The organism is Tepidimonas fonticaldi, from assembly GCF_001675355.1.
Classification (GTDB): domain Bacteria; phylum Pseudomonadota; class Gammaproteobacteria; order Burkholderiales; family Burkholderiaceae_C; genus Tepidimonas; species Tepidimonas fonticaldi.
Map to the genome: position 1 here is coordinate 350,517 of NZ_LZDH01000056.1, position 22,692 is coordinate 373,208.

Below are 22,692 nucleotides of genomic sequence, written 5' to 3' on the forward strand. Positions count from 1 at the left end.
GCCGCTACCATCGGCGCCATCGTCATCCACCCGATCGGAGCCGCCATGGACCTGCGCCTGCTCCCCATGAATACCGCTTCGATGAGCCCCGCCCAAGCCGCCGCATTGCGCGCGGCGCAAAAAGCGCTGGCCGCTCAGGCCGCCGCGGGCGCGGCCCAACCGTCTGCCCCCACGGCGGCGGCGCCGACGCGCGGGTTTGGCGATGCGCTGCGCACCGCACTCCAAGACGTCAGCGCGGCCCAAAACCGCGCCAGCGAGTTGCAAAACCAAGTGCAAATGGGCAACCGCAACGTCAGTCTGGAAGAAACGATGGTCGCGATGCAGAAGGCGCAGATCGGCTTTCAGGCCGCGTTGCATGTGCGCAACCGCATGATGCAGGCCTACACCGACGTCATGAACATGCAGGTGTAAGCCCCACGCGGCCGCGCTGCCCGTTCAGTGCAGCAGGGTCGAGCGGCTGCCCGGCGGCGTCGCGTCCCACAGGTCCAGCCACGGCTCGGCCAGGGCGCGGATGCGGGCGTCGTGCTTCAGGATCGCCAGCATGATGCGGTGCTTCTCGGCCCGCTCGGTTGGGCTGAGCTGCGCAGTGGTGCCCACTTCGCGCAAGCGCTCGATCAGCACGGCGCAGGCGCCTTCGAGCTCGACCACACGGTCCCAATCGTCCGACTCGGCGGCCTGCAGCATGCGTTCGCTGGCCTGCTCCAGCGCGCGGTAGTAGTCCAGCACGTTCATCTCCGGGGTGTCCATGATCGCCGTCTTCCGGTCGTTTGTCATGCCTGACTCGGCTTCACTGGGGGCGGATCTGGTTCCAGGCGTCGGCCACGCCACGCAGGTGCTGGCGCACTTCTTCGAACATCGCGCGGTCGCGCTTGGCATGGGCCTCGGCCAGCCGCGCGGCGCAGTATTGGTACAGAGCGTCCAGCCGCTGGGCCAGCTCGCCCCCTTTTTCGAGGTCGATGCCTCCGCGCAGGCCCTCGTCCACCAGGCGGATCGCCTTGTTGACCGCCCGCCCGCGCTGTTCGGTCTGCCGGGCTTCGGTTGCGGCCATCGCCAGCGCGATCTGCTCGTCCACCGCGTCAAACAGCATGGCGATCAGTTCGTGCGGGCTCGCAGCCGCCACGCGGCTGGCGGCCGCTTGCTGGGTGTAGGCGTTGACGCTGCGGGTCGCGGGGGAGGTGTACATCGTGTCGCTCCGTGTCAGGGGTTGGTCTTTGCCAGTGTTATCGGCCATCTGTCACCTCGCTTGAGCCCAGCGCCCGCCTGTGATCGTGCGAACAGCGCCCGACCGGTGGTATTGTTGTCACTGTAGCGCAGTCTGCGGTCGATGTCGGGGCAGCGACCGCAAACGCCTAGGTCTTTTCGCCGGGCGGGCATAGGCTGGCGTCCACCCAGTGGTGGATCGAGGCTGCCAACGCCTCCCCGCCGGGCAGCCGCGTCAGGTGGTCGGCCATCATGCGGGCAGCCTCGTGGGCGCCCGCATTGACCATGAGGCGTGCCAGCCGCACCATCGCATCCTTGTCCGAGGGATGCTCGGTCAGGTGGCGTTCGTAGACATCAATCGCCCGATCGATATGGCCTGTGGCTGCCAGGAAATCGCCGTATTGCATGCGGTACCCCGGCTGCAGGTCGGCCAAGCACTGCAATGCCTGCTCAGCCGTGGCGGCTTCGCGGTGTTCCAGGGCCCAATTCGCGATACGCACCAGCGCCAGTTTCCACAGCGTCCGATCGGGGGCTTGCAGCACACGGTCGTAGTGCCCAAGTGCCTCATCGGGGCAGCCCTCCAACTCGGCCAGCAAACCCTGTGCGAGAGCGATGTAAGGCGCAGCGGCTTCGGCATCCTGCACGCGATTCAGCCCGGCCAGCGTGTTGCGTACCCCGTCGGCGTTGTGCTGTACAAACAATTGCTCCAGCCGCACGCGCGCGGCGCGCAGGTCGCCATGGGAGCGGGCTCGACGCAGGTGTGCCCCGTCGGTCGCGTCCAGATCCCGCTGGAGCGCCCCCTGCAAGCTCCCGATCACTGAGCGCAGGGGCATGGGTGCGTCGGCCGGCAACGGGCCGTTTCGAGCGAGCCAGCCCTGGATCCGGCCGGGTTCGCCATGCTTGGCCCACTCCACCCCCAATTGGTTCAGTGACCAAGATCCGGCGTACTCATGGCGCCGCCGTCGGATCTTGGCCATGGCGTGTTCGATCCAGCCGCGCAGGCGGCGTGCGCCGTCCAGGTATGCGTCGTAATAGCCCCACAGGGCGTCTTGTGCCTCGCGCGCGTCGAGCGTTTCGACGTCACGCACCGCCTTCATGCCGCGAAGCAGCGCGTGCAGGCTGCATTGCTTGATCAGCCGCGACAGATCGGGGTGTTCGGCGTCCAGTTCCGCTTCAAAACGTTCCAGGCGCAGACGCAGGTTTCGGTTGCGGATGGTGCCATCTTCCGCGAACAGCTTGCCGGTGACCTTGCGTGCGTGGCGCAGCCGGTCTTCCAGTTGTCCCAGTTCGTCGATCCGCCGCTGCATGTCGCGGGCCACACGCTCCGTATGTCGCAGGCGTTGGCCGTTGGTGAATGTCTGGGGGTCAGGCGGCGGAATCGTTTCGCCGCGTTCCGCATCATCCAAGCCGAGTTCGACCCAAGGGACATAATCGACCGCCTCGACCCGAGCCGCACCTGGGGAGGGATTGATAAGTCGAATACCCCGGTCGCGCAGTTGGCGCGCCTGCTGCGCCAGTGTATCGATAGCGGCCGCGAAATCGGCCGTCGTGCTAGCCCGGCGGCCGTCATTCGTTTCCACTTCCAGGTTGGTCAAGTCGAAGCGCGGCCCGGCCTTGCGCTCATTGCTGCCTTCGGCGTGGGTATAGCCCTCTGGGGTGAAACACAAATCGACCCCGGCCAGGATCACACGGTTCAAGCCCAGTTCTCCCGCAAATTGCAAGGCCGTGTTGGTCACGGTGGGGCCAACGCCGTGCAGCGGTTCAGGGGGATTCAGCGGGGACGACCAGGGCAGCAGCGATCCGAGGTAGTAGCTAGAGTGTGGCCATTGGGCCAGCAACCGGGGATTGACGTGGTACTGATGCACGAAGACCACCGCGGGGCCGAAACGCAGCATGTCCCGGCTGATTTCGTAACTCATCTCGGTGGGGTCCACCGAAAACACGAAATCCGGCTCAAGCCCCACTTGCAGCAGCCGGCGGCTGATGCGCGAGACGGCCAGAACGACCAAACGTTCCCGGTGTTGCCGTACCCAGTCGAGCGCCGTGTCCAGCGACGGCCCCCCCGCCAGCAGCACGCCTGTTCGGCCTTTGAGTCGGCCCCGCCAGATGCCCGCGGGTTGTACGTTATCCACCGCGTTGGCCAGTTGGCATGCGATGAACGTCTCGTTGCCTCGCAGCCCGACCGTTCGCCAATGCAGCGAGGCCACGGCTTCGCGCAGCGTCCAGCCGAGCTGGGTGTGATCCGGGGCCTCGGCGGATCGTGCCGCTAGAGAAAACACCACTTCGACCCGGTCGATGAACAGGTAGTCCGCCAGGCGCAGGTCGCTGGCGACCTCCATCCAGTCGTCGGTCGTCGCACAGCGAACGTGGGGTGGCAGGGCGTCGAGCAATCCTGCAGCGCGCAGCGCGGCGTGCACCTGCGGCGGTTCGACGAACAGGTAGCGGGTGCCGGCGGGCGCGGCCTCCCGCAGAACGTGGCGGATCAAATGGCCGGAGTCGCTACCAGCGACGATGTACAGCGTATCCTCGGAACGAAGCTCGCCGCGGAATGCTTCTTCCAGCGTCGGCGTCACTCCCAGTTTGTCGAACGTTACGCCGTTGACGGCCTCCAGCGTCTGCTCGCCAAACCGGTTGACCCGCCACTGCAGGGGAGCTGCTTGAGATGAAGAGGCACTGTCGTTCGAGATTGCAGACAGGGTTTGAGCGGACATTTCGCAGATTTCCCGTGGGCCAGGTGCGATAGCATCTTAGTGTGTGCAAAGCACTGCGGTGCGTGGAACAGCTCGATGGACCAAGGACAAACCGATGCATCGACCCCTCTCACGGGGCATTGTCTGGTGACGGGGGCCGATGGTTTCATCGGCTCGCACCTCGTGGAGCTGCTCGTGGCGCAGGGCTGCCGGGTGCGGGCGCTGGCGCAGTACAACAGTTTCAATCATTGGGGGTGGCTGGAGAGCCTGCCGTGTCTGCCGCAGGTGGAGGTGGTGAGCGGGGACATCCGGGACCCGCATTTCTGCCACCAGATGATGCAGGGGGTGGACGTGGTGTTCCACCTCGCCGCGCTGATCGCGATCCCGTACTCGTACGCGGCCCCCGACAGCTACGTCGAGACCAACGTGCGCGGCACGCTCAACGTCTGTCAGGCGGCGCGGGCCGCCGGCGTGCGCCGGCTCGTGCACACCTCCACCAGCGAGGTGTACGGCACCGCGCGCTACGTGCCGATCGACGAGGCGCACCCGCTGCAGCCGCAGTCCCCCTACAGCGCCTCCAAGGTCGGCGCCGATGCCATCGCGCTGAGCTTTCACAGCAGCTTCGGCCTGCCGGTGACGGTGGCGCGGCCGTTCAACACTTACGGGCCGCGGCAGTCGGCCCGCGCCGTGATCCCGACGATCATCAGTCAGGTGGCCGCCGGCAGCCGGGTCCTCAAGCTCGGCGATCTGCGCCCGACGCGCGATTTCAACTACGTGGAGGACACCTGCCGCGGCCTGCTGGCGCTGGCGCAGTGCGACGCGGCGGTCGGCGAAGTGGTCAACATCGGCTCCAATTACGAGATTTCCATCGGCGATACGGTCAGGCTGATCCTGGAGCTGATGGACGCCGACGTCGAGGTGCAGCAGGAGGATGAACGCCTGCGCCCGCCGCAGTCCGAGGTGTTTCGCCTGTGGTGCGACAACCGCAAGATCGATCGACTGACCGGTTTTCGTCCGCGCGTCGATCTGCGCGAGGGGCTGCGGCGCACGATCGCGTGGTTCACCGATCCGGCCAACCTGCAGCGTTACAAGCCGCATCAATACAATGTCTGACGTCGACGCCTTCATCCGTTTCGTGCGCGGGCTGTACGGCCAGCCGCAGGGCGTCATTCCCCTGCATGCCCCGGTCATGGGGGCGCTCGAGAAGGCCCGGGTGGCCGAGGCCATCGACTCGACCTACGTCTCCAGCGTCGGCGCCTTCGTGAGCCGGTTCGAGGAGGCGGTTGCGGCCTTCGTCGGGGCGCGTCATGCCGTGGCCACCCTCAACGGTACCGCCGCGCTGCACGTGGCGTTGCGGGTCGCGGGTGTCCAGCCTGGCGACCTGGTGGTGACCCAGGCGCTCACGTTCGTTGCCACCACCAACGCGATCACCTACTGCGGGGCCGAGCCGGTGTTCGTCGATGTGGAGGAAGAGACCCTCGGCATGGATCCGCAGGCACTACAGGCGTGGCTGCGCCAGTACGCCACCGTCCGGCAGGGCGTGTGCGTGGAGCGGGCCAGCGGCCGTGCCGTGCGTGCCTGCGTGCCGATGCACACGCTCGGCCACCCCGCGCGCATCGGGGCCATCGCCGAGATCTGTGCCGAATGGGGGCTCGCGCTGGTGGAGGACGCGGCCGAGGCGCTCGGCAGCATGTGCCACGGCCGCCATGCGGGCACCTTTGGCCGCCTGGGTGTGTTCAGCTTCAATGGCAACAAGGTCATCACGACGGGCGGCGGCGGCATGATCGTCACCGACGACGAGGCGCTGGCCCGGCGGGCCCGGCACCTGACGACGACCGCCAAGCGGCCGCACGCCTGGGCCTTCGAGCATGACGAGGTGGGTTACAACTACCGCCTGCCGAACCTGAACGCCGCCTTCGGCGTGGCGCAGATGGAGCGTCTGCCGGCGTTGCTGGCCAGCAAGCGCGAGGTGGCCGCGGCCTACGCGCAGGCGGCGCAGCGTCACGGCTGGTGCTTCGTGCCAGAGCCGGTCGGCGCGCGCAGCAACTACTGGCTCAACGCGCTGCGGCTGCCGGATGTGGCCGCGCGTGACGTCTTCCTGCAGGCCACCAACGCGGCCGGGGTGATGACGCGGCCGCTGTGGACCCCGATGCACCGCCTGCCGATGTACGCGGGTTGCCGGCGCGACGCGCTCGAGGTGACCGATCGGCTGGCCGACAGCGTGGTCAACGTGCCGAGCTCGCCGCTGCCTGGACTCGGGGAGTGAACGCGTGGCGCGTCGTATCGCCGTCGTCACCGGCACCCGGGCGGACTACGGCCTGCTGTACTGGCTCGTCCACGACCTGCACGCGGCGCCGGACTTCGAGTTGCAGCTCGTCGTCACCGGCATGCACCTGATGGCGCGTTTCGGCCGCACGGTGGAGGTGATCGAGCGCGACGGCTTCCCTATTGCGGCCAAGGTCGATCTGCGGCTGGAGGACGACTCATCGCTGGCAGTGGCACGGGCGATCGGGACCGGCACGGCCGGGCTGGCCGATGCGTTCGCCCGCCTGCAGCCGGATTGGGTCGTGATCCTCGGGGATCGCTTCGAGGCGCTGGCTGCGGCCTGCGCCGCCTTCACCCTGCGCCTGCCGATCGCGCACCTGCACGGCGGGGAGATCACCGAAGGCGCGCTGGATGACGGCTACCGGCATGCCATCACCAAGCTGGCGGCGCTGCACTTCACCGCGGCCAAGCCGTATCGCCGCCGGGTGATCCAGATGGGGGAGCCGTCCGAGCGGGTTTACAACGTCGGGGCGCCGGGGCTGGAGCACTGGGTGCGCACACCCCTGCTGTCGCGCAGCGAGCTCGAGCGCGCGCTCGACTTCGAACTCGGTGAGCCGACGCTGCTCGTGACCTTCCATCCGGTGACGCTGGACGAGGGCAGTCCGGCCGACCAGTGCCGCGAGCTGCTGGCGGCGCTGGATGCGTTCGGTCAGGCGCGCATCGTCTTCACGATGCCGAATGCCGATCCGGGCGGGGCGGCCATCATCCCGCTGCTGGAGGAGTACGTGGCTCGTCATCCGCAGCGCTGTCGTCTGTTCGCCTCGCTCGGCCAGCAACGCTACCTGTCGCTGCTGCGTCATGTGCAGGCGGTGGTTGGCAACTCTTCCAGCGGCATCATCGAGGCGCCCAGCGCCGGTTGTGCGACCGTCAACATCGGCGACCGCCAGCGCGGCCGGCTGCGTGCGGCCAGTGTGATCGACTGCGCGCCGCGCCGGTCCGACATCGAGGCGGCGATCCGGCGGGCCCTCGATCCGGCCTTTCGTGCGACGCTGCGCGAGGTGCGCAACCCCTATGGCGACGGGCACGTCGCGGCCCGCATCCTGCGGGTGTTGCGGGAGGCTGATCCGCGCGCCCTGCTGCGCAAGCCCTTTCATGACCTGCCGGGAGTGACCGATGGATGAAGTGAAGGCTCCGGAGCCGGTGCTGGTGATCGCCGAGGCCGGCGTCAACCACAACGGCCGTCCCGACTGGGCGTTCCAGCTCGTCGAGGTGGCCGCGCAGGTCGGGGCGGACGTGGTCAAGTTCCAGACCTTCCGGGCCGACAGCCTGGTGACCGCGGATGCGCCGAAGGCCGCCTACCAGCAGCGCGCCACCGGGGCCGGGGAGTCCCAGCAGGCCATGTTGCGCCGGCTGGAGCTGCCCGCGGCCCTGCACCGGGAACTGAAGGCGCACGCCGAGCAGCGCGGGCTGCGGTTTCTGTCCACGGCGTTCGACGAGCCGAGCCTGCGCCTGCTGGTCGACGAGCTTGGTCTCACGCTGCTCAAGATTCCGTCCGGCGAACTGACCAACGCGCCGTTTCTGCTGCAGCACGCGCGCAGCGGGGCCGGGCTGATCGTCTCCACCGGCATGGCGACGCTGGCGGAGGTCGAGCAGGCGCTCGGCGTGATCGCTTTCGGGCGCATCGCCGGCGCGCAGGAGCGGCCCGGGCCGGCCGCGTTCCGCGCCGCCTACGCGTCGCCCGAAGGGCAGGCGGCGCTGCGCCGGGGGGTGACCCTGTTGCACTGCACCAGCGACTACCCGGCCGCGGCCGAGGCGGTGAACCTGCGCGCGATGGACGCCATGGCGGCCGCCTTCGGCCTGCCGGTGGGGTACTCGGACCATACGCTTGGCATCGAGGTGGCGCTGTCCGCTGTCGCGCGTGGCGCCCGCGTGCTCGAGAAGCATTTCACGCTGGACCGCACGCTGCCGGGTCCGGACCATGCGGCGTCGCTGGAACCGCCGGAGCTGGCGCGTCTGGTGGCCGGCGTGCGCACGGTGTCGGCGGCGCTGGGGGATGGCATCAAGCGGCCGCAGCCCGCCGAGCTGGCCACGGCGGCGGTGGCGCGCAAGAGCCTGGTCGCCCGTCGGGCGATCCGTGCCGGGCAAGTGCTCGGCGCGGAGGATATCGCGGTGATGCGGCCCGGCACCGGCATGCTGCCGATGGCGTACTGGGACGTGATCGGGCGGGTGGCTTCGCGCGACTACGCCGCCGGAGATCTGCTGGATGAGTGATCCGTTCGTCATCCTCGGCGGAGGTGGGCATGCGCGGGTGGTGCTGGACGTGCTGCGCAGCCTCGGCCGACCGGTTCTCGGGGTGTTGATGCCCGACCGGCCCGCCGGTGCCGACTGGCACGGGCTGCCGGTGCTCGGCGACGACGCCTGGCTGGAGCAGCCGCAGGCGCGTGCGTGCCAGTTTGCGATCGGCGTCGGCATGGTCCCCGGTCGCCGGTCGGGCCGGCAGGCGATTTTCGAGCGGCTCCGGGCGCTGGGGTTGCGGATGCCGGCGCTGGTGCATCCGGCGGCGGTCGTGTCGCAGGCCGCCGAGGTGGCCGGGGCGGTGCAGGTGATGGCCGGCGCGATCGTGCAGCCGGGGGTGCGCCTCGGCGCCGCGGTGCTGCTCAACACCGGTGCGCGGGTGGATCACGACTGCGCGATCGGCGAGGGGGCGCACGTCGCCCCCGGCGCGATCCTGTGCGGCGACGTGCAGATCGGAGCGCGGGCCTTCATCGGCGCCGGGGCGGTGGTGCTGCCCGGCGTGACCGTTGGCGAAGGCGCCGAGGTGGCCGCCGGGGCCGTCGTGCGGCGGGACGTGCCGCCGCGGTGCCGCTACATTCCGGGGCAGCCGCTCAAGGCGGTGGAGGACGAGGCATGATTGGTGACTGGCAGGATCTGCTGTTGCGGCGCGACGACACCATCCGGCGCGCCATCGAGGTGATCGACCGCGGCGCCAAGCGCATCGCGCTGGTGGTGGACGAGGCCGGGCGGCTGCTGGGCACCGTCACCGACGGCGACGTGCGCCGCGGTATCCTGCGCCACCTGAGCCTGGACGCGCCCGTGGCGCAGGTGCTGAACCCGCAGCCGCGCGTGCTGCGGCCGGGCTACGGCCGTGAGGAGGCGCTGCGCCTGCTGGGCAGCGCGCAGGTGCTGCAGGTGCCGATCGTGAGCGAGGACGGCACGCTGGTCGGGCTGGAGACCCTGACCGACCTGCTCAAGCGCCCGCGGCTGGAAAACCCAGTGTTCCTGATGGCCGGGGGGTTCGGGACGCGCCTGCGGCCGCTGACCGACGATTGCCCCAAGCCGATGTTGCCCGTGGGCGGGCGACCGATGCTGGAACACATCCTGCAGGATCTGGTCGACTACGGTTTCTACCGTTTCTTCATCTCCGTGCACTACCTGCGCGAGAAGGTCATTCAGCACTTTCAGGATGGCAGCCGCTGGGGCGTGACGATCCAGTATGTGCATGAGGAGACGCCGCTGGGCACCGCCGGGGCGCTTGGGCTGCTGCCGAAGGAGGCTGTGCAGCGTCCGCTGATCGTCGTCAACGGCGACATCATGACGCGCGTCAACTACGAGGCCCTGCTGCAGGATCACGACCGCCACACCCCGGCGGCCACCGTCTGCACCCGCCAGTACGACTTCCAGGTGCCGTACGGCGTGATCGAGCACGACGAACAGCGCGTCACCAACATCATCGAAAAGCCCGTGCACCACTTCTTCGTCGCCGCCGGCATCTACGTGCTGGCGCCGCAGGTGGTGCATGCGGTGGAGCCGAAGGTCCGCCTGGACATGCCCGACCTGCTCAAGCGCCAGATCGAGGCTGGTAGGGGGGTGCGCATGTTCCCGGTGCACGAGTACTGGTTGGACATCGGCCGTCCGGGCGACTTCGAGCTGGCGCAGCGGGACGCGCCGCGGTTGAACGAACGTGGCTGACGTGGCCGGCGGAACCGTGCTCGCCCTGATTCCCGCGCGCGGGGGCAGCAAGGGCGTGCCGGGCAAGAACGTCCGGCAGGTGGCCGGCAAACCGCTGATCGCTTGGACCATCGAGGCGGCCCGCCAGGCGGCCTGCATCGACCGGGTGGTGGTCTCGTCCGACGACGCAGGCATCCTCGACGTCGCGCGCGCTTGGGGAGCGCAGACGCCGTTCGTGCGGCCGGCGGAACTCGCGCGCGATGAGACGCCCGGCATCGACGTGGTGCTGCACGCGCTGCAGCAACTGGCCGGCGTGGCCTGGGTGGTGCTGCTGCAACCGACGTCGCCGCTGCGCACGGCGCAGGACATCGATGCGGCCTTTGCCCTCTGCCAGGAAAGGGGCGCTTCGGCCTGCGTCAGCGTCACCGAGGCCGCCACGCCGCCGTGGTGGATGTTCCGCATGTCCGGCGAAGGCCGACTGCGCTCGTTCCTCCCCGAGGGGGAGCGTCCGCAGCGGCGGCAGGATGCGCCGCCGCTCTACGCGCTCAATGGGGCGGTGTACGTGGCCCGCGCCGACTGGCTGCGGCGTACGCGGTCGTTCCTGACGGACGAGACGGCGGCTTACGTGATGCCGCCCGAGCGCTCCATCGACATCGACACGCCGCTGGATCTGACGATCGCGGCGTGCCTGTTGCGCGAGCGGCTGCGGCACGGCGGCGGCGCGTGAGTGCGCCGCCGCCGATGCGCGACGTCAACCCTGCAACAACCGCAGCACGTTCTGCGGCAGCTGGTTGGCCTGGGCGATCATGGCGGTGCCGGCCTGCTGCAGGATCTGCGTGCGGCTGAGGTTCGCAGTCTCGGCGGCGAAGTCGGCGTCCATGATGCGTCCGCGGGCAGCTTGTTGCTTCTCGATGCCGACGCGCAGGTTGGTCATGATGTTCTCGAATCGGCTCATGTAGGCGCCGAGTTCGGCACGGCGGGCAACGATGCCCTGGATGGCAGTGTCCAGAGTACCCAGAATCGACGCGATGTTGGATGGAGTCGCATTCGAAGCGATCGAGAACCCGGGGGTCATTGCACCGCTCACACCGGACAGGCCGGCGAGTGACGTCAGAGTGAAACTGATCGTCTGGCCGCCTTGCGCACCGATTTGGAAAACGAACGAGCCCGCCTGCGCGCCCAAGACGGCGCGCCCGTTGAAGCTCGTCTGGTTTTGCACCCGCACGAGTTCCTGAGAGAGCTGGCGGAATTCTCTGTTGATATTGAGCCGCTCTGCCCCGCTGTTCGTTCCATTGCCAGCGCGCAGTGCCAGGTCGCGCATGCGCTGCAGGACATCGGTGACGGAGGACAGCGCCCCGTCGATGACTTCCACCATCGAGAGCGCATCGCCCGTGTTTTGCAGGGCGACGGTCATGCCGCGGGCTTGGCTGTTCATGCGCTCGGCGATGCCGAGGCCGGCGGCATCGTCCTTGGCGGTGTTGACGCGCAGGCCGGACGACAGGCGAGCCATGGTCGTCTGCAGCGACTGCATGTTGTTGACGGTGTTGCGCTGCGCGTTCAGCGACATCACGTTGGTGTTGATGGTCAGGGCCATGGTGCGCTCCTAGCGGTGGTTCCAGGGAATCAGTGGCCTGGCGTGCGGTCGGGGGCCGTCCAGCGCCTCCATGGTTGTGATCATCGGCGAACCAGAAAAAAACAAAGCCCCGATCAACGGGGCTTAGCGGGCCTATTTCCGGGCGTCAGCGTTTGTTCGCGCTCCAACTCGCCAGTTGTTGGTTGATAAAGCTGCTCAGGCCACTGTAGCCCGCCATCTTCGTATCCAACATGGTGTACTGCGCGCGCAGTGCCGTTTCTGTGCGCTGGACGCGTTCGTTGATGCGGTCGATCTCCTGGTTTTTGCGTTTGATCGTGTCTTGCAGACTGCGTTCGCGCGCGCTGGCGGACCCACTGGCTGTGAGCGCATCCCGTGCAAAGTTGCGCAGCCGTTCGCCCACGCCGCCGTTGCCAAACAGACCGGCGAGCCCCTGGGGGTTGGCCAATGCCGCATCCAGCCGGGTCGCGTCGGTGACCAACTGCCCATTGCGGTCGAAAGACACGCCTGCTTCGTTCAGCGTGGCAGGGGTGTTGCCGCTGACCGAGTCGGACACATAACGGCGCAACATCGTCAGAATGCCGATAGCGGCAGAGTCGCCGCGCAAGGGGCCATTGCCTTGGCCTGTCGGATCGCTGCGTGTCAGGTCGCGGATGGTGCGGCTCAGGTCGTTGAAGGCGGTGCGGAAGTCCTCGATGGCCTTGCGCATGCTGTCCCGATCATCGCTGACGGTGAGCGTCACCGGCTGGGACGTGACGGCATTTGCGGTGAAGGAGACACCCGACAATACGTTATCGAAGGTGTTGCTCGCGGAGGTGACCGCAATCCCCTCGACGCTCGCCTGGGCATCTGCGGCGTTCTGCACGAGTGTCTGGCCAACCGGTCCGCCGCCATCTTCAAAGAAGGCCAGCCGGCCGATACCCGTGCTCGTGTCCGTGACGAGATTGTTTGCGGTGTCGAAAGCACGGATCTCGAACCCATTGGTCTGCCCCGTGTTCGCGCCCCGCAGTACCAAACGCTCCTCGTTGCCGCTGCGGACCACCACCGCGCGCACGCCTGCATCAGCGGTGTTGATCTTGCTGGCGATCGTACTCAAGGTGTCGGTTGCGGCAATCGAGATGCTGACCGGACTGCCGCTGCCCGGGGTGAAGAGGCCTCCGCTCCATTGGCCAGACGATATCTCCAGCCGCCCCGCTTCGCCGATCTGTTCGCCGAGATTGAAGGCCGTGGTGCGTGTGCTCTGGGCCTGGGCCAGAGCCTGAATCTGCACGGTGTACTGGCCGCTGACAGCGCCGGTCTGCGCAGAGACCGAAACAGAATCTGGCAGGCTGGACTGCGCACGCAGGGCTTGCCACGTCGACGCCGTTGCGAGCTGGCCGGCAGCGTCCTGCAACTTGGCCAGACCAGCCTTGATTTGCCCCCAAGCCGAGACGCTGGACTGCAGCGACCCGATTTGCGACTGGATGTTGGCGATCGGCTTGCGCTCCAGTGCCACCAACTGCGAGATGATGCTGTTGACGTCGAGGCCGCTGCCCACGCCGGGGGAGGAGATGGCCATGGGGTGCTCCTTGTTTCTTGGACCTCGTTTTTATACCTTGAGCGCAACTTCGGCAAGCCGCGAAGCAGCGGGTGTGCGGTGGCCCTGTTTTCAGTGTAGAAGGCCGGCTGGTGCCGGCCTTCTGTTCCCAAACGCGCGGTGGTGGTTACCGCAGCAGAGCCAGCACGTTCTGCGGCAGCTGGTTGGCCTGCGCGATCATGGCCGTGCCGGCTTGCTGCAGGATCTGTGTGCGGCTGAGGTTGGCGGTCTCGGCGGCGAAGTCGGCGTCCATGATGCGGCCGCGGGCGGCGGTTTGTTTTTCGATGCCCACGCGCAGGTTGGTCATCACGTTCTCGAAGCGGCTCATGTAAGCACCCAGTTCGGCACGACGGCCCACGATGCCTTGGATTGCTCCGTCGAGCGTCCCCAGAATCGCACTGATGTTGCCCGCGCTTGCATTCGAGGCAATGGAGACAGCGTTGATGATCGAGTTGACGCGATTCGATGCGACTGCCCCCAAACTCGTGAATCCGATGGTAATCGTCTGCCCCCCTTGTGCGCCAATCTGGAACGTAAAACTGGTGGCGTTCGCTCCCAGAATAGCGCGCCCGTTGAAATTCGTTTGGTTCCGAATACGCCCCAGTTCGTTAGCGAGCTGGCGGAATTCTCTGTTGATATTGAGCCGCTCTGCCCCGCCGTTCGTTCCATTGCCAGCGCGCAGTGCCAGGTCGCGCATGCGCTGCAGGACATCGGTCACGGTGGACAGGGCGCCGTCGGCAACCTCAACCATCGAGAGCGCATCGCCCGTGTTTTGCAGGGCGACGGTCATGCCGCGGGCTTGGCTGTTCATGCGCTCGGCGATGCCGAGGCCGGCGGCATCGTCCTTGGCGGTGTTGACGCGCAGGCCGGACGACAGGCGAGCCATGGTCGTCTGCAGCGACTGCATGTTGTTGACGGTGTTTCGCTGTGCATTCAGCGAGATGACGTTGGTGTTGATAGACAGGCTCATAGCGGTCGCTCCTGTGGTTGACAACCCGGGTGGCCCAGCGCAGTTGGCCCCGTGCCTTCTGCCGTTGAACCGTTTGGTGTCCGGTTGAGTGATATATCGGGCCCCCGCGGCAAAACTTGAGGGCCTCCCCATAGAATCTGCGCAAGCCTGTCGCGTGCTGCGCGTGGGCCTCGTCTGCCGAGTGCTGCATGAGTCGAATCGACCGATCCTCCCCCGTCCCGCTGCCCACGGAGCAGTTGCGCATCGGTTTGGTTTTGCCGTTCACGTTGCTGGACGCGGAGGGGCGGGTGTTGCTGGCCAAAGGGCAGCGCATCGAGGACGAGCAGCAGTTGCGTCTGCTGCGCGAGCGGCGGCAGGTCTTTGTGCCGTTCGAAGAGTCGGAGCTGGCGGTCAAGGTCTTCATGACGGGGCTGCTGGAGCTGGACCGGCGCGGCGGGGCGATCAAGGACCTGGACCGCTATGTGCAGTTGAGCGATGACGGCGTGGCCAAGGAGGCGGAGTCGTTGCGCGGTACGCTGCCGGAGCAGTGTGCCGAGGTGGCCGCGCGGCTGCGCCGGCTGCTGGCCGGCATCGAGATGGGCGGCGTAGCACCGGCGGACAGTCCGGCGCGCTTCGAGCAGTTGTGGCGTGACATTGGGCAGCTCACCGCCAACGAGGCGGTGGCGGAGGCGAGCACGCTGGTGCTGACCTACCGCGCCTGCACCAGCCCGGCCGAGTACAGCGTGCTGCACGCGCTGCAGTGCGCGGTGCTGGCGCGGCAGGTGGCGCCGCTGCTCAAGCTGTCGGCGGAGGAGTCGCGCACCCTGGTGCTGGCCACGGCGAGCATGAATGTGGCGATGTTGCGGCTGCAGGATGCGCTGGCGCAGCAGCGTGTGGCCCCATCGCCGGTGCAGCGCGCGCAGATCGACGCCCACGCCGCGGAGGGCGAGCGGCTGCTGCGCGCCGCCGGGGTGGCCGATCCGCTGTGGCTGGAGGCGGTGCGCTTGCACCACACGCCGCTGGTGCCGGGTGTGGCGTTGGCGCAACGCCCGCCCGCCCAGCGGCTGGCGCACATCGTGCAGGTGCTGGACCGCTACACGGCGGCCATGAGTCCGCGCGCCAGCCGCCCGGGGCGCACGGCCAAGGACGCCGCGCGCACGGCGATTCTGTTTCGCACCGGGGGCGCGCAGGACGAGGTTGGGTTGGCGCTGGTGCAGTTGCTGGGCCTGTATCCCCCCGGCACGTTCGTGCGCCTGACGGGGGGCGAGACGGCGATGGTGTTGCGCCGCGGCGCGCGGGCCGGCACGCCTGTCGCCGCCGTGGTGGCCAACCGCGCGGGCGAGCCGCTGGGGGCCCCCAAGCTGGTCAGTACCGCGCGCCCGGAATATGCCCCGTCCGATGCGGTGCCGGGGTCGTCGGTGCGCGCGCGCATCAATCTGGACGAGATGGTCAAGCTGCTGGCCTTTGCGCGCACGCCCGGTTCGGGGTTGCGCTGACGGTATTTGTCGTCATGGACCGCCCGCCCAAGGTCCCGCAATCGGTGCTGGTCGTGGTGCACACGAGCGCGCTGGATGTGCTGCTGCTGGAGCGGACCGATGCGCCGGGCTTCTGGCAGTCGGTGACGGGCGCCAAGGACACGCCGGAGGAGCCGTGGGAGCAGACCGCGGTGCGGGAGGTGGCCGAAGAAACCGGCATCGATGCCCGCGCGGTGGGTTGCGCCTTGATCGACTGGGGGTTGGAGAATGTGTACGCCATCTACCCCCGCTGGCGCCACCGGTATGCATCGGGGGTGACGCACAACACCGAGCGGGTGTTCGGCCTGTGCGTGCCGCCGGGGACGGCGGTGCGGCTGGCGCCCCGGGAGCATACGGCCTACCTCTGGCTGCCGTGGCGCGAGGCGGCGGATCGCTGCTTCTCGCCCTCCAACGCCGAAGCCATTCTGTGGCTGCCGCGGTATCTGCGGCGGGGCTGATGGCATGATTTGCGCATGACGACCGTGCGCGTGGCGACCTACAACATCCACAAAGGGGTGCAGGGGGTGGGGCCGCTCAAGCGGCTGGAGATCCACAACCTGGTCCGTGCGGTGGCCGCGCTGCAGGCCGACGTGTTCTGCCTGCAGGAGGTGCGGGCGTTTCATCGCCGGCTGCAGCGGCGTTTTGGCCATTGGCCGGCCGGCGATCAGGCACAGTTTTTGGCCCCGCCGGGCTACCACGCCGTTTATCGGACCAATGCCGTCACCCGCCACGGTGAGCACGGCAATGCGCTGCTGAGCCGCTTTCCGGTCTTGGCGCAGGGCCATCAGGATGTGTCGGATCACCGGTTCGAGCAGCGGGGGTTGCTGCACGTCAGCCTGGGCGTGCCGGGCGGCGCGGGTGAGGCGGGCGAGGCGGGCGAGGCGGGCGAGGCGGGCGAGGCGGGCGAGGCGGGCGAGGCTGGCGCGGCGGGTCCACCCGTGCGGACCTTGCATGTGATCGTCGTGCACCTGGGGCTCATCCACGCCAGCCGCGAGCGCCAGGTGGAGGCGCTGGGGCGCTTCATCGACCAGTCCGTGCCCGCTGGCGCCCCCTTGGTGGTGGCCGGCGATTTCAACGACTGGAGCGAGCGGCTGCACGAGCCGATGGCGGCGCTGGGCCTGTACACGGCCCCGCGGTCGCGCGTGCCCACGTATCCGTCGCGTTGGCCGCTGCTGCCGCTGGACCGCATTTATGCGCGCGGGGTGGCGGTGCGGGCGCTGTCCGCCCCGCACGGGGGCGGTTGGGGCCGCTGGTCTGACCATTTGCCGCTGGTGGCGGAGTTGGCGCTGCCGTGACCGCCCCGTTGCGTCCTGGGCATCGCCTGCGGTTGCTGGAGGGCGGGCGGGCCCTGTTCCCGGCCATGGTGCAGGCCATGGATCGGGCGCGCCATTTGATCCATGTGGAGACGTACATCTTCGTCTTTGCCCACGATGCCTTGCCCGTGGCCGAGGCCATGGAGCGCGCGGCCCGGCGCGGCGTACAGGTGCGGCTGGTGGTCGATGCGGTCGGCACCCCGCAGGTGCCGCCCGAATGGGTGCAGCGTTTTCGGGCGTCGGGGGTGCAGTGGCGAACCTACGCGCCACTTGGGCGCCTGGGGCTGCTGATCCCGAGCCGCTGGCGGCGCCTGCACCGCAAGCTGTGCGTGATCGACGGGGTGGTGGGGTTTTGCGGAGGGATCAACCTGATCGACGACCGCGACGACGTCGTGCTGGGCCGGCTGGCCGTGCCCCGCCTGGATTACGCCGTGGAAGTGAGCGGGCCGCTGGTGGGCGACATGCTGGCGACGATGGAGCGGCTGTGGTGGCGCCTGCTGGCGGCGCGGCGCGCGCGCCGGCGCGAGTTTCGGGCGGCCTGGCAGGCGTGGCGCGCGGCGCATGTGGGCGACGATTTGCACGCTTGGTGGCAGGGCTGGTTCATGGAGCGCGATGCGACGCCGGCCGGCCCGGACAGCGGGCCGCTCGTGCACGGGGCGGCCGCCGCCGTGCTGTGGCGGGACAATGTGCGCCACCGCCACGACATCGAGCATGCCTACCTGCAGGCGATTGCGCAGGCGCGGCACGAGCTGATCATTGCCAACGCCTACTTCATCCCCGGGCGGCGGCTGCGCCACGCGCTGGCGCAGGCCGTCGCGCGCGGGGTGCGCGTGCGCCTGCTGGTGCAAGGCAAGTACGAGCGCTTTTTGCAGTACCACGCCCCGCGGCCCGTGCATGCGTGGCTGCTGCGCGCGGGGGTGGAGATCCGCGAGTACGCGCCCAGCGCCCTGCACGCCAAGGTGGCGGTGGCCGACGAGCGGTGGGCCACGGTCGGCTCCACCAACCTCGATCCGATCAGCCTGTTGCTGGCGCGCGAGGCCAACGTCGTCACCACGGACGCGCGCTTCGTGCGCCACTTGCGCGCGCGGCTCGATCACCTGATGCGCACCGCCGGGGTGGCGCTGGACATGGAGACCCTGCAGCGTCGCCCCTGGCGCGAGCGCGCACGGGATTGGATCGCCTTTGCCGTCATGCGGGCGGTGCTGTTTTTGACCGGGCACCGGTACTGATGGTGCGGTTGATGGCCCGGTGTTAGCATCCGTGCATGCTCATGAAAGCCCCCGAGACCATGACCGACGACACCCGGCCCGACGAGGGCGTGCCCGTCTCCGTTCGGATCCGCGAGCGGATCCGGGCAGCGCGCAAGCGCTTTCACTCCAACGACAACATCGCCGAGTTCATCCGCCCGGGCGAGCTGGAGCAGCTGCTCGACGAGGTGTCGGAGAAGATGCAGGCCGTGCTGGACGCCATGGTCATCGACACCGCCAACGACCACAACACCGAGGACACTGCGCGCCGCGTGGCCAAGATGTACCTCAAGGAGGTGTTTGCGGGCCGTTATGTGCCGGCGCCGTCGATCACCGAATTCCCCAACGCCGAGCACCTCAACGAACTGATGATCGTCGGCCCGATCACGGTGCGCAGTGCGTGCAGCCACCACTTCTGCCCCGTGATCGGCAAGGTGTGGATCGGCGTCATGCCCAACGAGCACACCAACGTCATCGGGTTGAGCAAATACGCCCGTCTGGCGGAGTGGGTGATGGGCCGCCCGCAGATCCAGGAAGAGGCCGTGGTGCAGCTGGCCGACCTGATCCAGGAAAAGACCCAGCCCGACGGGCTGGCGATCGTCATGGAAGCCACCCATTACTGTATGGCGTGGCGCGGCGTCAAGGACATGGACAGCCGCATGATCAACTCGGTGATGCGCGGCGTCTTTCTGAAAGATCCGAACCTGCGCCGCGAGTTCTTGTCCCTGATTCCGCGGAGCTGAGGCCATGCTGGTGCGTTTGCTCTATGTCAGCCGGGCCGTGGATCCGGACACCTCGCACGCCATCGAGTCGATCCTGGCCTCGGCGCGGCGCCACAATCTGCACAACGGCATTACCGGGATCCTGTGCTACGGCGGCGGCATCTTTTTGCAGGCCATCGAGGGGGGGCGCAGTGCGGTCAACCGGCTGTACAAGCAGATCGTCGACGATCCGCGCCATCAGGATGTCGAGCTGCTGCTCTACGAAGAAATCACCGAACGCCGCTTTGGCGGCTGGACCATGGGGCAGGTCAACCTCACCAAGCTCAACACGTCCATCGTGCTGAAGTATTCCGAGCGGCCGGAGTTCGATCCCTACACCGTCTCGGGCCAGGTGTCGCTGGCGCTGCTGGAAGAACTGATGGCCACGGCCAGCATCATCGGCCGCGTCTGAGTGCCCGAGAGGCCGGCGTTGGCGACCCCGGCGGAGCGCCCGCGGCTGCTCGGGTGCGACTTCACCAGCGCCCCGTCGGCGCGCAAGCCCATCGTGCATGCCGTGGGGCGCGTGGTGGGGCAGGGTGATCGCGGCCGACGCGTGGTGCTGGACGGGCTGGAGCGCTTTGCGTCGCTGGCCACATGGACCGCCGCGCTGGAGCGCCCGGGCCCGTGGGTGGGCGGTTTCGATTTGCCGTTTGGGCTGCCGCGGGCCTTGGTGCAGGCCCTGGGCTGGCCGACGACGTGGCGGGCCTGCATGGCCCACTATGCGGGGCTGTCGCGCTCGCAGATCCGCGAAATTTTTGCCGCCTACTGCGCGGCGCGGCCGGCGGGGGCCAAGCTGGCGCACCGCGCCACCGATGGCCCGGCCGGCTCCAGCCCCAGCATGAAGTGGGTCAACCCGCCGGTGGCCTACATGCTGCACGCGGGCGTGCCGCGCTTGTTGGCGGCCGGGGTGGCGTTGCCCGGATTGCACGAGCCGCCGGGCGGCTCGGATCGCGTGGCGCTGGAAGCCTATCCGGGTCTGCTGGCCCGCAGCGTGCTGGGCCCGCGGTCGTACAAAAGCGACGAGCGGGCCCGGCAGACCCCGGAGCGCCTGATCGCCCGCAAAGACCTGCTCCATGCCCTGGAGGCCGGAACCGCACCGCTGCTGGCCGCCACGGGCCTGCGCCTGCATCTGAGCCCGGCGCAGCACGAGGCGCTGGTGGACGACCCCCGCGGCGATGCCCTGGACGCCGTGCTGTGTCTGGTGCAAGCGGCTTGGGGCTGCCTGCAGCACGAGGCCGGTCACCCCTGCTGGGGTCTGCCGCCGTTCGATCCCTTGGAAGGATGGATCGTCACGGCGGGGGTAACGGCGGGAGTGTCGGCCCCCGTCAGGCCGGCCGATGGCGCGGCCCGCACACCGGGCAGTCGGGGTGTCGGGCGAGCTGCACCTCGGTGAACGCCATGCCACGGCCGTCCAGCATCAGCAGCCGGCCGATCAGGCGCGAGCCCAAGCCCACGATCAGCTTGAGCGCCTCGGCCGCCTGCATCGTCCCGATGATGCCGACCAGCGGCGCGAAGACGCCCATGGTCGCACAGCGGGTTTCTTCCAGCCCCTCGGTTTCCGGGAACAGGCAGGCGTAGCAGGGCGAGTGCGGATCGCGTGGGTCGTACACCGACAACTGCCCGTCGAACCGGATCGCCGCCCCCGACACCAGCGGAACCCCGTGCCGCACGCTGGCGCGGTTGATCAGGTGGCGGGTGCGGAAGTTGTCCGTGCAGTCCAGCAGCACATCGGCGCCGGGCAACACACCGTCGAGCACGGCGTCGTCGGCGCGCTGCAGCAGCGGCTGGATGCGCACCTCCGGATTGATGGCGCGCATGGCCACCTGCGCCGACAGGGCCTTGGGCAGCCCCACACGCGACAGGTCGTGCGCGATCTGGCGCTGCAGGTTGGTGGCGTCCACCGTGTCGTGGTCGATCACGGTGATGCGGCCCACCCCGGCGCTGGCCAGATAGAGCGCCACCGGCGAGCCGAGCCCGCCCGCGCCGACGATCACCGCATGAGCGGCCAGCAGCCGCTCCTGGCCTTCGACGCCGATGTCGTCGAGCAGGATGTGGCGCGAATAGCGCAGCAGTTGCTCGTCGGTCATGCGGGCGTCAGTTGTCGGCCTTGGCAGGGCGCTCGGCGGCGGTCTTGCTGGCCACCACCGGCAGGCCCTTGAGACGGTTGAGCGCCTGCTGGAGCTGGAAGTCCTTGTCCGACCCAAACTCCGGCAGCAGCCGCGCGCCCGGGTTCTTGCGCTGCTCTTCTTCCAGGCGCTGGCGCGCCTGCTCGCGTTCGCGCTCGCGCTCGCGCAGCGCCTCCCGCTCGGCCTCGGTCAACTTGGCCTCGTCCGGGCCGGCCAGGTGCTTCTCGAGGTCGGCCTCGCGCGTGCGCAGCGCGGCGAACAGGTTGCCTTCGGGCGTTTCGTCCACCCACACGTCGGGCACGATGCCCTTGGCCTGGATGGAGCGGCCGCTGGGCGTGTAGTAGCGCGCGGTGGTGAGCTTGAGCGCCGTATCGGGGCCGAGCGGGCGCACCGTCTGCACCGAGCCCTTGCCAAAGGTCTGGCTGCCCATGATGACGGCGCGCTTGTGGTCCTGCAGCGCACCGGCGACGATCTCGCTGGCGGAGGCCGAGCCCTCGTTGACCAGCACCACGATCGGGATGCGTTTGAACAGCCCCTGCGTTTGCGCCGTCAGCCGCGCGATCGGGTCGTTGCCGGCACGGCGCAGGTAGTCGCGCGGCGTGGCGCGGTAGGTGGCCTTGCTTTCCTCCAGCTGGCCGTTGGTCGTGACCACCACGGCGTTGTCGGGCAGGAAGGCCGCCGACAGGCCGACCGCCGCATCCAGCAGCCCGCCCGGATCGTTGCGCAGGTCCAGCACCAGGCCCTTGAGCGCGGGCTCCGAGCGCGCGATCTCTTCGATCTTGCGGGCAAAGTCCTCCAGCGTGCGTTCCTGGAATTGCGACACGCGCACCCAGGCGTAGCCGGGCTCCACCACCTTGGCGCGCACGCTGACGGTCTTGATCTCTTGCCGCGTGATGGTCACCGGGAAGGTGCGGTTTTCGTCGCGGCGGAAGACGGTCAGGGTCACCTGGGTGTTGGGCTCGCCGCGCATGCGCTTGACAGCGTCGTTGATGGTCAGGCCCTTGACGGCGGTGTCGTCGATCTTGGTGATGAGGTCACCGGCCTTGAGGCCCGCGCGGAAGGCGGGCGAGTCCTCGATCGGCGTGACGACCTTGACGAGGCCGTCTTCCATCGTGATTTCGATGCCCACACCGACGAAGCGCCCGGAGGTGCCTTCGCGGAATTCCTTGAAGCTCTTGCGGTCGAAATACTGCGAGTGGGGATCGAGCGACGACACCATGCCGACGATGGCGTCGGTGATGAGCTTCTTGTCGTCGACGGGCTCGACGTAGTCGCTCTTGATCATGCCGAAGACGGCGGCCAGTTGCTGCAGTTCCTCCAGCGGCAGCGGCGCGAGCGTCGCCCGCGCGGTCGCCTGCAGCTGCACCGTCGTCAGTGCGCCGGCCAGCGCCCCGAGGGCCACCCAGCCGGCAATCTTCAGTTTCTGCCCCATCGCAATCCCTGTCGTCGCGTCTCGCGCCACTATACACGTTGGACCGGCGGCGCGCCGGCGCGGTTCCCGTCGGGCGGGGC

Annotated in this window: 23 protein-coding genes; 15 read left to right on the top strand and 8 right to left on the bottom strand. The window is 68.6% G+C overall.

What is annotated here, in order from left to right; translation table 11 throughout:
• Positions 1-45 precede the first annotated feature (45 nt).
• The gene (gene fliE, locus A9O67_RS07435; RefSeq protein WP_068608907.1) at positions 46-411 is read left to right on the top strand and encodes a flagellar hook-basal body complex protein FliE; all 366 of its coding nucleotides are present in this window, start codon (positions 46-48) and stop codon (positions 409-411) included.
• A 24-nt stretch (positions 412-435) separates the two neighbouring features.
• Here fliE and A9O67_RS07440 read toward each other — a convergent pair whose 3' ends face one another.
• The 3 genes from A9O67_RS07440 to A9O67_RS07450 all read right to left on the bottom strand — a co-directional run bounded on the left by A9O67_RS07440 (position 436) and on the right by A9O67_RS07450 (position 3,911).
• A complete protein-coding gene (locus A9O67_RS07440) occupies positions 436-774 on the bottom strand; it encodes a flagellar protein FliT (RefSeq protein ID WP_231960260.1) in 339 nt (112 codons plus the stop codon).
• Positions 775-787: 13 nt separating this feature from the next.
• On the bottom strand, positions 788-1,183 hold the full coding sequence (fliS, locus tag A9O67_RS07445; RefSeq protein WP_068608908.1) for a flagellar export chaperone FliS: 396 nt from the start codon (positions 1,181-1,183) through the stop codon (positions 788-790).
• 166 nt (positions 1,184-1,349) lie between these two features.
• On the bottom strand, positions 1,350-3,911 hold the full coding sequence (locus tag A9O67_RS07450) for a motility associated factor glycosyltransferase family protein (RefSeq protein WP_082955444.1): 2,562 nt from the start codon (positions 3,909-3,911) through the stop codon (positions 1,350-1,352).
• 75 nt (positions 3,912-3,986) lie between these two features.
• On the opposite strand from A9O67_RS07450, the gene A9O67_RS07455 reads away from it, so the two are divergent.
• The 7 genes from A9O67_RS07455 to A9O67_RS07485 are packed head-to-tail and all read left to right on the top strand — an operon-like array spanning position 3,987 to position 10,830.
• Positions 3,987-5,003 (top strand): NAD-dependent 4,6-dehydratase LegB, encoded by a 1,017-nt coding sequence (locus A9O67_RS07455; protein ID WP_068608912.1) that lies wholly within the window; start codon positions 3,987-3,989, stop codon positions 5,001-5,003.
• On the top strand, positions 4,996-6,156 hold the full coding sequence (locus A9O67_RS07460; protein ID WP_068608914.1) for a LegC family aminotransferase: 1,161 nt from the start codon (positions 4,996-4,998) through the stop codon (positions 6,154-6,156). Before A9O67_RS07455 ends, A9O67_RS07460 begins: the two co-directional genes overlap by 8 nt.
• Before the next feature lie 4 nt (positions 6,157-6,160).
• Positions 6,161-7,336, top strand: coding sequence for a UDP-N-acetylglucosamine 2-epimerase (neuC, locus tag A9O67_RS07465; RefSeq protein WP_068608916.1), 1,176 nt, complete (start codon positions 6,161-6,163; stop codon positions 7,334-7,336).
• Positions 7,329-8,426, top strand: coding sequence for an N-acetylneuraminate synthase (neuB, locus tag A9O67_RS07470; RefSeq protein WP_068608917.1), 1,098 nt, complete (start codon positions 7,329-7,331; stop codon positions 8,424-8,426). The genes neuC and neuB overlap by 8 nt, the downstream gene beginning before the upstream one ends.
• Entirely contained in the window at positions 8,419-9,066 is a 648-nt protein-coding gene (locus tag A9O67_RS07475) for an acetyltransferase (protein ID WP_068608919.1), read from the top strand. Before neuB ends, A9O67_RS07475 begins: the two co-directional genes overlap by 8 nt.
• Entirely contained in the window at positions 9,063-10,124 is a 1,062-nt protein-coding gene (locus A9O67_RS07480; protein WP_068608921.1) for a nucleotidyltransferase family protein, read from the top strand. Before A9O67_RS07475 ends, A9O67_RS07480 begins: the two co-directional genes overlap by 4 nt.
• Before the next feature lies 1 nt (position 10,125).
• Positions 10,126-10,830 carry an acylneuraminate cytidylyltransferase family protein gene (locus tag A9O67_RS07485; protein ID WP_197484460.1) on the top strand — a complete coding sequence of 235 codons (705 nt, stop codon included), beginning with the start codon at positions 10,126-10,128 and terminating at the stop codon, positions 10,828-10,830.
• Positions 10,831-10,854: 24 nt separating this feature from the next.
• Here A9O67_RS07485 and A9O67_RS07490 read toward each other — a convergent pair whose 3' ends face one another.
• The 3 genes from A9O67_RS07490 to A9O67_RS07500 form a co-directional block, all read right to left on the bottom strand.
• Positions 10,855-11,697: a flagellin N-terminal helical domain-containing protein gene (locus tag A9O67_RS07490; RefSeq protein ID WP_068608926.1), complete on the bottom strand. Its 843-nt coding sequence runs from the start codon at positions 11,695-11,697 to the stop codon at positions 10,855-10,857.
• Between the two features lie 145 nt (positions 11,698-11,842).
• Positions 11,843-13,252: a flagellar filament capping protein FliD gene (gene fliD, locus A9O67_RS07495; protein WP_068608928.1), complete on the bottom strand. Its 1,410-nt coding sequence runs from the start codon at positions 13,250-13,252 to the stop codon at positions 11,843-11,845.
• A gap of 145 nt (positions 13,253-13,397) precedes the next feature.
• The gene (locus A9O67_RS07500) at positions 13,398-14,240 is read right to left on the bottom strand and encodes a flagellin N-terminal helical domain-containing protein (protein WP_068608930.1); all 843 of its coding nucleotides are present in this window, start codon (positions 14,238-14,240) and stop codon (positions 13,398-13,400) included.
• A gap of 188 nt (positions 14,241-14,428) precedes the next feature.
• Here A9O67_RS07500 and A9O67_RS07505 point away from each other — a divergent pair, with 188 nt between their 5' ends.
• Genes A9O67_RS07505 through A9O67_RS07535 form a run of 7 tightly spaced genes read left to right on the top strand, consistent with a single transcriptional unit; the run spans position 14,429 to position 20,447 of the window.
• A complete protein-coding gene (locus A9O67_RS07505) occupies positions 14,429-15,715 on the top strand; it encodes an HD-GYP domain-containing protein (protein ID WP_156682279.1) in 1,287 nt (428 codons plus the stop codon).
• A gap of 14 nt (positions 15,716-15,729) precedes the next feature.
• Positions 15,730-16,191, top strand: a complete 462-nt coding sequence (gene nudB, locus A9O67_RS07510) for a dihydroneopterin triphosphate diphosphatase (RefSeq protein WP_068608933.1) — start codon at positions 15,730-15,732, stop codon at positions 16,189-16,191.
• 15 nt (positions 16,192-16,206) lie between these two features.
• A complete protein-coding gene (locus tag A9O67_RS07515) occupies positions 16,207-17,028 on the top strand; it encodes an endonuclease/exonuclease/phosphatase family protein (protein WP_068608936.1) in 822 nt (273 codons plus the stop codon).
• On the top strand, positions 17,025-18,275 hold the full coding sequence (gene clsB, locus A9O67_RS07520) for a cardiolipin synthase ClsB (RefSeq protein ID WP_231960261.1): 1,251 nt from the start codon (positions 17,025-17,027) through the stop codon (positions 18,273-18,275). The genes A9O67_RS07515 and clsB overlap by 4 nt, the downstream gene beginning before the upstream one ends.
• Before the next feature lie 41 nt (positions 18,276-18,316).
• A complete protein-coding gene (folE, locus tag A9O67_RS07525) occupies positions 18,317-19,036 on the top strand; it encodes a GTP cyclohydrolase I (protein WP_143968790.1) in 720 nt (239 codons plus the stop codon).
• 4 nt (positions 19,037-19,040) lie between these two features.
• On the top strand, positions 19,041-19,466 hold the full coding sequence (locus A9O67_RS07530) for a BLUF domain-containing protein (protein ID WP_068608940.1): 426 nt from the start codon (positions 19,041-19,043) through the stop codon (positions 19,464-19,466).
• An 18-nt stretch (positions 19,467-19,484) separates the two neighbouring features.
• Entirely contained in the window at positions 19,485-20,447 is a 963-nt protein-coding gene (locus tag A9O67_RS07535; RefSeq protein WP_082955445.1) for a DUF429 domain-containing protein, read from the top strand.
• Here A9O67_RS07535 and A9O67_RS07540 read toward each other — a convergent pair.
• Together A9O67_RS07540 and A9O67_RS07545 are read right to left on the bottom strand one after the other, a co-directional pair.
• Positions 20,380-21,141 (bottom strand): HesA/MoeB/ThiF family protein, encoded by a 762-nt coding sequence (locus A9O67_RS07540; RefSeq protein WP_068608942.1) that lies wholly within the window; start codon positions 21,139-21,141, stop codon positions 20,380-20,382. The two genes, A9O67_RS07535 and A9O67_RS07540, sit on opposite strands and share 68 nt — an antisense overlap.
• A 7-nt stretch (positions 21,142-21,148) precedes the next feature.
• Positions 21,149-22,612, bottom strand: coding sequence for a S41 family peptidase (locus tag A9O67_RS07545; RefSeq protein WP_068608944.1), 1,464 nt, complete (start codon positions 22,610-22,612; stop codon positions 21,149-21,151).
• Between the last annotated feature and the right edge of the window lie 80 nt (positions 22,613-22,692).

Excerpts from the sequence above, each read along its gene's own strand:
- fliE (WP_068608907.1), top strand. The coding sequence starts at position 46 with ATGGACCTGCGCCTGCTCCCCATGAATACCGCTTCGATGAGCCCCGCC.
- A9O67_RS07440 (WP_231960260.1), bottom strand. The coding sequence starts at position 774 with ATGACAAACGACCGGAAGACGGCGATCATGGACACCCCGGAGATGAAC.
- fliS (WP_068608908.1), bottom strand. The coding sequence starts at position 1,183 with ATGTACACCTCCCCCGCGACCCGCAGCGTCAACGCCTACACCCAGCAA.
- A9O67_RS07450 (WP_082955444.1), bottom strand. The coding sequence starts at position 3,911 with ATGTCCGCTCAAACCCTGTCTGCAATCTCGAACGACAGTGCCTCTTCA.
- A9O67_RS07455 (WP_068608912.1), top strand. The coding sequence starts at position 3,987 with ATGGACCAAGGACAAACCGATGCATCGACCCCTCTCACGGGGCATTGT.
- A9O67_RS07460 (WP_068608914.1), top strand. The coding sequence starts at position 4,996 with ATGTCTGACGTCGACGCCTTCATCCGTTTCGTGCGCGGGCTGTACGGC.
- neuB (WP_068608917.1), top strand. The coding sequence starts at position 7,329 with ATGGATGAAGTGAAGGCTCCGGAGCCGGTGCTGGTGATCGCCGAGGCC.
- A9O67_RS07475 (WP_068608919.1), top strand. The coding sequence starts at position 8,419 with ATGAGTGATCCGTTCGTCATCCTCGGCGGAGGTGGGCATGCGCGGGTG.
- A9O67_RS07480 (WP_068608921.1), top strand. The coding sequence starts at position 9,063 with ATGATTGGTGACTGGCAGGATCTGCTGTTGCGGCGCGACGACACCATC.
- A9O67_RS07490 (WP_068608926.1), bottom strand. The coding sequence starts at position 11,697 with ATGGCCCTGACCATCAACACCAACGTGATGTCGCTGAACGCGCAGCGC.
- fliD (WP_068608928.1), bottom strand. The coding sequence starts at position 13,252 with ATGGCCATCTCCTCCCCCGGCGTGGGCAGCGGCCTCGACGTCAACAGC.
- A9O67_RS07500 (WP_068608930.1), bottom strand. The coding sequence starts at position 14,240 with ATGAGCCTGTCTATCAACACCAACGTCATCTCGCTGAATGCACAGCGA.
- A9O67_RS07505 (WP_156682279.1), top strand. The coding sequence starts at position 14,429 with ATGAGTCGAATCGACCGATCCTCCCCCGTCCCGCTGCCCACGGAGCAG.
- nudB (WP_068608933.1), top strand. The coding sequence starts at position 15,730 with ATGGACCGCCCGCCCAAGGTCCCGCAATCGGTGCTGGTCGTGGTGCAC.
- A9O67_RS07515 (WP_068608936.1), top strand. The coding sequence starts at position 16,207 with ATGACGACCGTGCGCGTGGCGACCTACAACATCCACAAAGGGGTGCAG.
- folE (WP_143968790.1), top strand. The coding sequence starts at position 18,317 with ATGAAAGCCCCCGAGACCATGACCGACGACACCCGGCCCGACGAGGGC.
- A9O67_RS07530 (WP_068608940.1), top strand. The coding sequence starts at position 19,041 with ATGCTGGTGCGTTTGCTCTATGTCAGCCGGGCCGTGGATCCGGACACC.
- A9O67_RS07540 (WP_068608942.1), bottom strand. The coding sequence starts at position 21,141 with ATGACCGACGAGCAACTGCTGCGCTATTCGCGCCACATCCTGCTCGAC.
- A9O67_RS07545 (WP_068608944.1), bottom strand. The coding sequence starts at position 22,612 with ATGGGGCAGAAACTGAAGATTGCCGGCTGGGTGGCCCTCGGGGCGCTG.